Here is a 10,797-nt window from a genome sequence, read left to right as displayed (position 1 = left end):
CAATACCCCCTTCATCCTGTTTCAGGTGAAACTGCTGGCCGTTCGTATCTTTAGAGCCGAGATTATCCCTCATTTTTTGCCGCATGGCTCGCACTTCTTCGCGCAGTTCAGGAATATCTCGCTGTGATGTCAGGATTTCCTGACGGATGTCATTAAAGCTTGAGGACAGCTCACTGGACCCACTGATTACGCGTGCGCGGACCAGTGCCTGATGCTCCCAGGTCCAGGCATGATTCTGCTGATATTCTTTAAACGCTTTCAGCGACGCGACGATCATTCCTGAGTTACCTGATGGCCGCAGACGCAGGTCGACTTCGTAGAGATCGCCGGAGCGGGTCTGAGTGCTGCAGAAGTGAACCATGCGCTGACCCATACGGGTATAAAATACGCCGTTATCCAGGCTGCGTTCGCCTGTGGTGGAGCCTCCCGGGTGACCGTGATGGATAAAGACCAGATCAAGGTCCGAGCTGTAACTCAACTCAAGACCACCCACCTTGCCGTAACCTACGATGAGAAACTCGGGCGTATATACCGGCTCTTTATTCGCGTCTGTCGGATAGCCATATTTCGCGACCATCTGCTCGAAGGCCAGATTCTGAACCATGGTCATGGTGGTTTCTGCAAGGCGGGTGAGGTAGTCGCTGATCTTCATCAGAGGCAGTTTGTTCATCACTTCGCAGGCCGCCGCCCTGAGTTTGTGAGCGCGCACAAACTGGCGCGTCTGCTCCATCTGCTGTTCGAGATCATCGGCTTCGATCCGCAATAAACGGAGATGCAGCTCTTCCTGCAGCTCATGCTGGTCGGGCAGTCGGTACAGAGTTTCCGGCACAAGAAGCTCATCGAGCAGAAGCGGCGTTCGGGTAATGTATTCCGCGACCCAGCTCGATGCGGAACAGAGTTTAATCAATTGCTCCAGTGCCTGCGGGTTTTCACTGAGCAGAACAAGATAAGCTGTACGCCGAAGAACGGCTTCAAGCAGCGGAATTACTCGTTCAAGTGTTTCTTCGGTATTGTCTTGCGCCCAGACCTGCTCCAGTAACGAAGGCATCAGTGCTTCAAGACGTTCGCGGCCTATCTGCTGCATGTTGGTTACCGGGCGTGATTCACGGAAGGTATCAATGCGCTGGCGCACTGCGGATTCACCGGCGCACGGATACTGCTTAAGGAAATCTCTGGCGGCCTCTTCGTTCAGTTCGCCATGCCAGAGGTCGAGCCAGACATGGTCGGCTTCCTTGTTATCCTGCTCGTCGTCATGAGCCACAATCTGAGCAAAGTGGTGGCTGACAATGCTGCGGTGCTGATTCAATAAGGTAATGAAGGCTTCCCAGTCGTCGCATTGCATTGAGACTGCTATGCGAGCCTGATCGGTTGGGTCGGTGGGCAGTTCCTGCGTCTGCTCATCCCGTAAGCTCTGAATTGCGTGTTCGGTATCACGTAGGAAGAAGTAAGCGCTTTTCAGCTCTTCGGTAGCACCGGACGGCAGATAGCCCTCTGCGGCGAGAATATCCAGCACATCGACGAGTTCACGTATCTGAAGATGTTTTTCCTGGCCGCCACGAATCAGCTGAAATGCCTGTACGATAAATTCGACTTCGCGGATGCCGCCCGGGCCCAGCTTCACATTGTTATTAAGGCCACGTCTGCGTACTTCAGCATTGATCATGGCTTTCATTGAGCGCAGCGATTCGAAAGCACTGAAATCAACATAAACCCGGTAGGTAAAGGGTCTTAAAATATCGAGAAGCTCCTGTGCTTCCGGACTGTCTTCGCCCGTCATTACCCGGGCTTTCACCATGGCGTAGCGTTCCCAGTCGCGTCCCTGGCTTTGGTAATACTCGTCGATAGAGGCAAAGTTCATGACCAGAGGGCCACTCTGACCGTAGGGGCGCAGGCGCATATCAGTACGGAAAACAAAGCCATCGACGGTTTGTTTATCAAGCGCCTGAATCAGCTTCTGGCCAAGCTTAATAAAGAATTCCTGATTGCTGATGACCTTCGGGCCGGTCGTATTGCCACTCTCGGGGTAAGCAAAAATAAGATCGATATCTGAGCTGAGGTTGAGCTCCCAGCCGCCCAGCTTGCCCATGCCTATGACAAGAAGATGTTGTTGCTCCCCGGATTCTTTACCGACAGGCTGGCCATGACGGGATTCGAGTAACGGCGACAGGAACTGGATACTACGGATGACGCAGACGTCCGCGAGTTGAGAAAGAGCTCGTGTCGTCTCCAGTGTACTGGCTTTTTTCAATGCATCCCGCCAGATGATATGTACCATGGCGCGACGCCGTAGTTTGCGCAGTGCAGCGTGCCAGTCATCTTCGGATTCAGCACCCCGGGCCAAAGTATCAAGCCACTCGTTTAACTTTTTACTGTTGATCTGAGCGTTGATGGAACCGTCAATAATGGCATGACATAGATGTTCATGGTCTCGTGGGAAAGCGTCTGCGACATAGTCGCTCAGAGTCAGAACGGTTTGCAGTGCCGTCTGATGTTCGGGAGTTAAACCGGTGAAAAACTCCTGCCATTGCAATCCCATTCGTTCTGCCAGAGAAACGAGTTGAGGCTCTGTTGCCTGCCAGTGGGATAGGAGTGCATCGGGGAGCATATTCATTAACCTGTGTTGGTGTCTTACTGGTTGTCTAGGTAGTTGCCTGTGAATTAACTGTAGCGGGTAATGTGTGCCTGTGAACAGTGATCTTATGATCAGGTTGATTATAGGACGAGGTTGATTACAGGAATAGACAGTCGCATTCGGGAACCCGATACTGTCGGCAGGGTCGATATAGCCTCTTTAACTGTCTTTTGTCAGACCTGTTCGCAGTTTTACATTTGTTATCAGATATCATCGCCACATTTCGCGATCGTACGTTTTACCGGAGCTTTCGAACGGATGTCAGGGAAACCTACCAAAAAAACAACAGTGAAAAAGTCAGCAGCAAAGAAAGAAGTGTCTAAAAAACCTGTCGCCGGAAAGCAGCGGCGCTGGAAAGCGACACTCTTAGGCTTGTTCTCCGTATCGCTGGTGATTTTCGGTGCCTGGATGATTTATCTGGATGCCGAAGTGCGCCGGGCATTTGATGGTAAAAAATGGGCACTACCAGCCAAGGTGTATGCGCGCCCACTCGCCCTGTATCCGGGGTTACTGCTGTCGCCACAGCAGCTTCAGGCCGAATTGCAGTGGTCGGACTACAGGCAGAGTAGGGCCGCCGACCGGCCAGGCACCTATCAGAGGACGGGGAATACCTGGCGTATTTATCGGCGCGGCTTTCCCTTCTGGGATGGCCCCGAGCCAAGTCGGGTTATTGAAGTAACGTTAGCCTCCGGGCGTGTCGAAAAGGTCTCTGATGAGCAGAGTGCCCAGGCTCTGGTACGTCTTGAGCCTCAGTACATCGGCGGTATTTTCCCTGTTCACAATGAGGATCGGGAGCTCGTCCGGCTTGAAGATGTTCCACCGGTGCTCGTGGCTGCATTGATCATTACTGAAGATAAACGCTTCTTTGAACACTGGGGAATTTCTCCCACAGGCATTGCCCGGGCCATGGTCGCGAACGTCAACGCTGGCCGTATGGTTCAGGGTGGCTCAACGCTCACTCAGCAGTTGGTAAAGAACTTTTTTCTTACTAATGAACGATCCCTGAGTCGCAAGATTCAGGAAGCCTTTATGTCGCTGTTGCTTGAGCTGCATTACGACAAAGAAGAAATTTTAGAGGCCTACATCAACGAGGTTTATCTCGGGCAGTCCGGGCGTCGCAGCATTCATGGTTTTGGTCTGGCCTCGCGTTTCTATTTCGGCAAACCTTTGCGAGAGCTCGACAACGCAGAGATTGCGACTCTGGTCGGACTGGTGAAAGGGGCGTCCTACTATAATCCCCGTCGAAACCCTCAGCGCTCGAAAGATCGTCGTGATTTAATTCTTGGCCTGATGGCTGAAAGTCAGGTCATTACTGAAGCGGAAAGCCTGCGCGCCAAACGAACCCCATTATTAACTGCCTCACCTAAGCGTGCGGGGCAGCGTGAATACCCTGCGTTTCTTGAACTGGCTAAACAGCAGCTTCAGCAGGATTATCGCCTGCAGGATTTGCAATCAGAGGGCTTGCGTATATTTACAACGCTCGACCCCTGGGTTCAGAGCGCCGTTGAAAGCTCGGCTGAGGCGCATCTCTCTTCATTGGAGGCACGTTCTCCGCGACTCAAAGGCAAGTTGGAAACCGCAGCTGTGATCACCAGCGTCGATGGTGGCGAAATTCGCGCCTTGCTCGGTGGGCGCGACGCGTCTTTCTTTGGTTTTAACCGCGCATTGAATGCGAAGAGAGCGGTTGGCTCTCTTGCTAAACCTGCGGTTTATTTAGCGGCATTACGTAGCGGTGAGTATCACTGGGGCACCCTGATTGATGACAGCCCAGTTACGGTAGAAGGGCAGGATGGGAGCCTCTGGCAGCCTCAGAATTACGATAAGAAAAGTCACGGTATGCTGCCAATGCAGGAGACTCTGCAGCGTTCTCTGAATCAGGCGACGGCACGCATAGGAATGACGGTTGGTCTGGATAAGGTCGTCGATGAACTGGTCCGCTTAGGTATCCGGGATGATCTGCCTCCTTACCCGTCTTTGTTGCTGGGCGCTATGTCGCTGTCTCCCTTCGAAATGACCCAGATGTACCAGACGATTGCCTCCGAGGGTTTCTTGATGCCGTTGCGCACCATTGATGCAGTGACGACTGCAGAGGGAGATATGCTTTCCTCTTATGCAATTCGTGGTCAGCAGGTATATGACCCGGTGACGATGGAGTGGCTCACGTCAGGCCTCAAGGCCGTCGTGAGCGAAGGCACCGCCCGACGGCTTAATGACCTGCCGCAACCGCTTGCAGGTAAGACGGGCACGAGTGACGAGCAGCGGGATGCATGGTACGCCGGCTTCGACAATCGCCATCTCGGCGTGATCTGGGTGGGCATGGATGACAACGGACCTATGCCATTTACCGGCAGCAGTGGCGCACTGCCCATCTGGCAGGAATCGTTCAGGCGGATGGGGACTGAGCCGCTGACGCCTTCGCGCAGTCTGGTTGAGATCCCGGTGAACCCTCAGGGTCAATTACTCGAAGACGGATGTTCTGGTAAGGTATATAACTTTCCCGCATCGTGGCAGACAAAAAAACGACTTGCCTGCGAATCCGGGGTTCAGAGTATTGGTAAAGGGATTCGCTCATGGTTCGAACGATTGTTTTGATCGCAGTAGTTGGCTTTCTAACGGCGTGTGCGAGCACATCAACGCAGGATGGCCCCACGGAAAACTACGGACAGTATCAGGGGGGTACTGATCATCCCGCCGTAAAAATGTTGTTTGGTCAGGCAGATGATGCAGCTAAGGCAGGCAACTGGAGCGCTGCGCTGACGTACCTTGATCAGGCACGACGCATTGAGCCGAGAAATCCCTATGTGCTCTACCGTCAGGCGAAAACATACGCAGCGGCGGGCGACAATGCACGCGCTCGTCAATTACTGGAAAGAGCCCGTGTCTTTGCCGACGATGAGGATGAAATGCTGAGTTATCTCCTCTACGAGCTGGAATTTCAGTTATAAAGAAACGGCCACATAATAGTGGCCGTTTTTTATGGTGTGAGAGATCTAGTGCGTCTTAAAGTTGGCCAGTAAACCAGCAAGCTTACCAGCCATGCTCGATAGCTGCCCCGTTTTCGCCTTCGAGGCCTGAGCCAGTCCCAAGTTCGAGTCCCCGATTTCGCGGATCGAAATAATGTTGCCATTGACCTCGTTGACCGCCAGGTTCTGCTCGCGAATAGCTTGAGCAATTTGTTGATTCATCGTACTCATAGATTCTACCGCTGATTTAATCAGTCGTAGCTGCTCATCGATATGACCTATCTGGCTGACGCTTTCGCCAACACCGCTCAGTGATGTTTCCATTGCGCTCACCGCCTCACCCGAGCCCTTCTGCAACTGTTCAATCATTCGCTGAATCTCTTCCGTACTCTCATGAGTACGTGATGCCAGGGTACGGACTTCATCCGCAACAACCGCGAAGCCGCGACCCTGCTCACCTGCACGGGCAGCTTCAATAGCGGCATTCAATGCTAAAAGATTCGTTTGTTCCGCAATGCCCTGAATTACAGATAACACAGAGCCGATATTGTTACTTTCTGAGTCCAGGTTCTCGATAACAGTGTTAGCGGTTTTAATATTTTGCTCTAAACGCTCAATGCTGGTGCGGGCTGCACGAATTTCTTTATCGCTGGCCGCTGAGACTTCGGTTGCAGATGTCGCAGACTTGGCGGCTTCATCTGAAAAGCGATTTATCTCCTCCATCGCACTGGTCATTTCCTGAGTGGCGGAAGCAATCAGATCTGTTTCGTCGCTTTGCTTGCTGGACCCTGACTCGACAGTTTTGCATGACTTATCGAAATCATCACTGATCCCCGAAATTTCATAAGACAGTTCACGGGCTTCATTGACGAGTTCATTGATCTGAGCAAAAAAGGTGTTAAAGGTATGTCCGAAGGCAGACTGAGGTTTATCCAGTTGATAGGAAAGATCAATCTGACCTTCTTTCTGCAGATGCTCTCCAATACTGAGCAACTCAACACTCTGAAGGAATTCTGCCCAGCTCTTACGGGAAAGATATACGAGAACGCCCGCCTCAAATACGACGAAGGCAGCGTGTAAAAGTACGATCTCCAGGCCGGTAGTCATATCGAGTCCCGGATGGTACTCAAATATATAAACGCCGGAACCCATTTCCTGGAGGTAGTTAAATACCAGGTGATGAATTGCGATCACGGCCGCCGCAGTAATGATAGTAAGCTGGTCGCGGTAATAAAGAAGCGCAGCAAGCAGAGCAAAGATACCAAAATGCATTTCAATCAAACCATGAGCCTGATGAATATGCAGTGCCGAGAAAACCATCAGTGATGCCGCAAATGAAATGCGTGTTAAGCGATGGCCGGGCATGGCCTTGCTGATCATTGCAGGCACAGCAACGGCGGGTACACCGACCAGAAAGGCCTCCGCCCAGGTGCTATTCCAGCTGGCCAGACCGAACGATAGCGCGAGCAATGCCAAGCTCAGGGTGAGGAAAAACCGGTCCGCATCCCGATAGAATTTATTTATTGCAGGAGGTTGGCTCATAGCAGTAACCACATTCTCTATATTGGTATCTGCTATTGAGTGTAGACAAGGCCCAGCAACTTGCTAATCGCAATATTGACCGAACCATTAACAAAGCTGGCTAATTTTTATACAGGTATTGTGCGATAGATAACCTTCAGTTATGCAATCGCAGCTTAACTTCTATTGCCCGACCTCGCGCTGGCGAATATGAAGGTTGGCCTGATAAATCAGAATGGTGAGGGGAATAGAAAGGTAGGCGAGATCTGGGGTCAACTTCAGGCTCTCGAACGAAATGCTCTCGTTCGTGTGAAGCAGATAACCCACCACTGCGGCTCCCCACAGTGCGGCTATGATAAGCTTTGGCGCTAACAACTGATGTGGCTTGAGTGCCCAGACTAATAGAGAAAGCGCGCCGATAAGTGCGCTAATTGTCGGTATATATTCCGCAACATCGCTGCGACGTGCCAGCTCAAAAATGACACACAATACTAGAAGAATACGCCCCCAGATCACTCGGTCCCAGTAGCAATTTTCACCGGCTCCGGCGACCTGGGCTGCCTGCACGGTACGTACGAGAACGATCAATGGAAACGCTGCATACCAGGCCAGGCCGTACAGAAGCGTTCCGGCTGCATCGTTGCCCGTGACTGCGCTGAATATCTCCCCGCCAGCGGCAATGCCAATGATGAGGCCCGCAGCAAAGTCCGCAGCCTTCTCCCCGGACCATTCGGTCCCGGGGACAGGGCGTGCGCACCAACAGAAGAGCGCAGAGATCAGTAATAGGACGGTGTTCTCAATCACAGGGTCGCCATCACCCGATCAGCGGCAGCGATGGTGTCGTCGATATCCTGCTCGGTATGCGCAATGGACATAAAGCCCGCTTCGAATGAAGACGGCGCGAGGTATACCCCTTCTTTCAGCATGCCATGGAAGAATTTATTAAAACGCTCGCCATCGCAGTGGTCAGCCACGTCACGGAAGCCGTTAATTTCGTTCAACTCGGTGAAGAACAGGCCAAACATAGAGCCCGCGCTGGTGGAGGTGAATGGAATGCCATGCTTATCCGCCGCGGCTTTGAAACCATCCAGCATCTGTTTTACCCGTGCGGTCAGCTGGTCGTAGAACCCAGGTTTCTGGATGGCTTTCAGCATCGCCAGACCGGCGGCCATCGCCAGTGGGTTGCCAGAAAGAGTCCCCGCCTGATACACAGGGCCGAGAGGCGCCAGGTATTCCATGATTTCGCGCTTACCACCAAAGGCACCAACGGGCAGACCGCCACCAATGACTTTACCCAGACAGGTCATGTCGGGAGTAATGCCATAATATTGTTGCGCACCGCCCAGTGATACACGGAAGCCGCTCATCACTTCGTCAAAAATAAGCACAATGCCATGCACAGTGCAGAGCTCGCGTAACCCCTGGAGGAATGACTTCGATGGAGGAATGCAGTTCATGTTACCGGCAACGGGTTCGATGATGACGCACGCAATTTCGTCACCCATTTTCGCGAAGCATTCTTTAACGCTATCGAGGTCGTTGTAGTTCAGGGTAATGGTGTTTTCTGCAACGCCTGCAGGAACACCGGGAGACGTCGGAACGCCTAAAGTCAGCATGCCGGAGCCCGCTTTCACCAGCAGTGAATCAGCATGGCCGTGATAGCAGCCCTCAAATTTCACCAGTTTATCGCGGCCGGTAAATCCTCGAGCCAGACGAATTGCGCTCATGGTGGCTTCGGTGCCTGAGTTAACCATGCGCACCATGTCCATCGACGGGATCAGTTTGCAGACTTCGTCAGCCATCTCAATTTCAATATGGGTTGGCGCACCAAAGCTCAGGCCCTTATCCATACGTGCACGTACGGCATCAAGAATTTCATCCGCAGAATGGCCAAGAATCATTGGCCCCCAGCTACCCACGTAATCGATATAACGGTTGTTGTCGGCATCGAACACATACGCCCCTTTGGCGTGATCAAAAAAGATCGGTGTACCACCGACACCTTTGAATGCACGTACCGGAGAATTTACACCGCCCGGGATGTGTTTCTGAGCAGCTTCGAACAACGCTTCCGACTGGGAAATAGAATAAGTCATAACAATACCTTGGAATTAAAACGGGCGGACGACGACGAGAATGACGACGCCGAGCAGAATAAATACCGGAACTTCGTTAAACCAGCGGTAGAACACATGGCTGCGAGTGTTCCGGTCTTCTTTGAATACTTTTAACAGTTGGCCGCAATAGAAGTGGTATACAACGAGCAAGGCGACCAGTGTGAGTTTTGCGTGCATCCAGCCCTGGCTGAAATAAAAGCTGGTGTTCATCGATAACATCCAGATGCCCAGGGCGATGACGACCACCATGGATGGCGTCATGATTCCGCGATAGAGCTTACGCTCCATAACTTTGAAACGCTCGCGGGATATCTCATCACTGGCATCAGCGTGATACACAAACAGGCGCGGTAAGTAGAAAATCGCCGCAAACCAGGTCACAACAGCGATGATGTGGAAGGCTTTCAGCCATAGGAAAGTCATGAATCAGGCCCCTTGTGCCGGACGATACTGGTAGTAGCTTTCGATGTCTTCGCGCGAAACGATACCTGCGAACTGATGACGGCGCTCATCGCGATACACTATCAGCCATTGTAATTGATGTGACTGCATCTGGTCTAAGGCGTCCTGCAGATTCGCTTTTAACGAAATGCGGGCGGCCGCCTGTCGGTCAGCCGGGATGGTAAACAGGTCAATGGTTTCTGCATCAGGGTCAGTTTCGAGTGCTTCGGCGATAGCGGCTGGTCGTATCAAGGTGTCTTCACCAGCAATCAGGAGCCAGCTCGGATCACGTTGCAGAATAAACCCAGCGGCTTCCCGACCGACTTTCCGTTGCACCTCTACAACGGAGGTCTGCATCGCTTGAGCAACCCAGGTGTTGCGCAGCATCTGCCGTACAGGGCTTGGTGCCTGGTATTGAGCGTTGCCTCCGAGCTGTACCTGAAATACCGAGGGTAGCCGGAATACTTCGCTGACTACTAAGCTGGCGATCACAACGGACAGCATACCGGGCATGATGATATTGGGGTTAGCTGTCAGCTCAAGCAGGGCAACGAGCGCTGCCAATGGTGCTCTGAGTACCGCCCCCATCATGGCGCCCATCCCCAACATTGTGTAAAAGCCAATTGAGAGGGGGTAGTCAGGCACCAGCCAGACAGAGAGCTGCCCCATTAACCCGCCAAGCGCTGCTCCGATAAAAAGTACCGGCCCGATAAGGCCGGCGGGAAAGCTGACGGCAGCAGCCCAGCCAGATAGAAACATCTTGGCCAGCAACAGAAGCAGGAGGGTGGTGAACACGACTTTACCATTCAGGGCGTCGTTAACTGTGTCGTAGCCAATACCAAGAATTTCAGGCAGCCACCAACTGATCGCCAGCGTCGCGATTGTTAAACCGCCCCAGCGTAAAACAAGCGGGAGATGCCCGAGGCGCTGTAGTAATTTAACCAGGTAAATGTAGCCAGTGGCCACCAGTCCGGCGACAACACCAAGCAACATGATGTAGGGGACTTCCCATAAAGAGGTGAGATTAAGCGCCGGAACATCAAACGCAGTTTCATGCCCAAATACCGCGCGGCTGACGATGGCTCCGCTAACGGAGGCGAGGATGATCGGAATAAAACCGCGG

Annotated in this window: 8 protein-coding genes; 2 read left to right on the top strand and 6 right to left on the bottom strand. The window is 52.6% G+C overall.

What is annotated here, in order from left to right; translation table 11 throughout:
* On the bottom strand, positions 1 to 2,605 hold a 2,605-nt coding region (gene glnE / locus B2067_RS15955), incomplete at its 3' end, for a bifunctional [glutamate--ammonia ligase]-adenylyl-L-tyrosine phosphorylase/[glutamate--ammonia-ligase] adenylyltransferase (protein WP_301389116.1).
* A gap of 285 nt (positions 2,606 to 2,890) precedes the next feature.
* On the opposite strand from glnE, the gene mrcB reads away from it, so the two are divergent.
* Together mrcB and B2067_RS15945 are read left to right on the top strand one after the other, a co-directional pair.
* The gene (mrcB, locus tag B2067_RS15950; protein ID WP_301389114.1) at positions 2,891 to 5,224 is read left to right on the top strand and encodes a penicillin-binding protein 1B; all 2,334 of its coding nucleotides are present in this window, start codon (positions 2,891 to 2,893) and stop codon (positions 5,222 to 5,224) included.
* The gene (locus tag B2067_RS15945) at positions 5,203 to 5,577 is read left to right on the top strand and encodes a tetratricopeptide repeat protein (protein WP_297530818.1); all 375 of its coding nucleotides are present in this window, start codon (positions 5,203 to 5,205) and stop codon (positions 5,575 to 5,577) included. The genes mrcB and B2067_RS15945 overlap by 22 nt, the downstream gene beginning before the upstream one ends.
* A 45-nt stretch (positions 5,578 to 5,622) precedes the next feature.
* Here B2067_RS15945 and B2067_RS15940 read toward each other — a convergent pair whose 3' ends face one another.
* The 5 genes from B2067_RS15940 to B2067_RS15920 all read right to left on the bottom strand — a co-directional run.
* Positions 5,623 to 7,137: a methyl-accepting chemotaxis protein gene (locus B2067_RS15940; RefSeq protein WP_301376642.1), complete on the bottom strand. Its 1,515-nt coding sequence runs from the start codon at positions 7,135 to 7,137 to the stop codon at positions 5,623 to 5,625.
* A 162-nt stretch (positions 7,138 to 7,299) separates the two neighbouring features.
* On the bottom strand, positions 7,300 to 7,920 hold the full coding sequence (locus tag B2067_RS15935; protein WP_301376641.1) for a hypothetical protein: 621 nt from the start codon (positions 7,918 to 7,920) through the stop codon (positions 7,300 to 7,302).
* Positions 7,917 to 9,212, bottom strand: coding sequence for a glutamate-1-semialdehyde 2,1-aminomutase (gene hemL / locus B2067_RS15930; RefSeq protein WP_301376640.1), 1,296 nt, complete (start codon positions 9,210 to 9,212; stop codon positions 7,917 to 7,919). Before hemL ends, B2067_RS15935 begins: the two co-directional genes overlap by 4 nt.
* 15 nt (positions 9,213 to 9,227) lie before the next feature.
* Positions 9,228 to 9,656, bottom strand: a complete 429-nt coding sequence (gene hemJ, locus B2067_RS15925) for a protoporphyrinogen oxidase HemJ (protein WP_068435644.1) — start codon at positions 9,654 to 9,656, stop codon at positions 9,228 to 9,230.
* 3 nt (positions 9,657 to 9,659) lie between these two features.
* The coding region (locus tag B2067_RS15920) for a chloride channel protein (RefSeq protein ID WP_301389113.1) at positions 9,660 to 10,797 on the bottom strand (1,138 nt) is incomplete at its 5' end.

This window comes from Thalassolituus sp. UBA2590 (assembly GCF_002339775.1).
Lineage (GTDB): Bacteria > Pseudomonadota > Gammaproteobacteria > Pseudomonadales > Oceanobacteraceae > Thalassolituus.
Note: the sequence above shows the minus strand (reverse complement) of the source record. Positions and strands in the feature narration are given on the sequence as shown.

Excerpts from the sequence above, each read along its gene's own strand:
- mrcB (WP_301389114.1), top strand. The coding sequence starts at position 2,891 with ATGTCAGGGAAACCTACCAAAAAAACAACAGTGAAAAAGTCAGCAGCA.
- B2067_RS15945 (WP_297530818.1), top strand. The coding sequence starts at position 5,203 with ATGGTTCGAACGATTGTTTTGATCGCAGTAGTTGGCTTTCTAACGGCG.
- B2067_RS15940 (WP_301376642.1), bottom strand. The coding sequence starts at position 7,137 with ATGAGCCAACCTCCTGCAATAAATAAATTCTATCGGGATGCGGACCGG.
- hemL (WP_301376640.1), bottom strand. The coding sequence starts at position 9,212 with ATGACTTATTCTATTTCCCAGTCGGAAGCGTTGTTCGAAGCTGCTCAG.
- hemJ (WP_068435644.1), bottom strand. The coding sequence starts at position 9,656 with ATGACTTTCCTATGGCTGAAAGCCTTCCACATCATCGCTGTTGTGACC.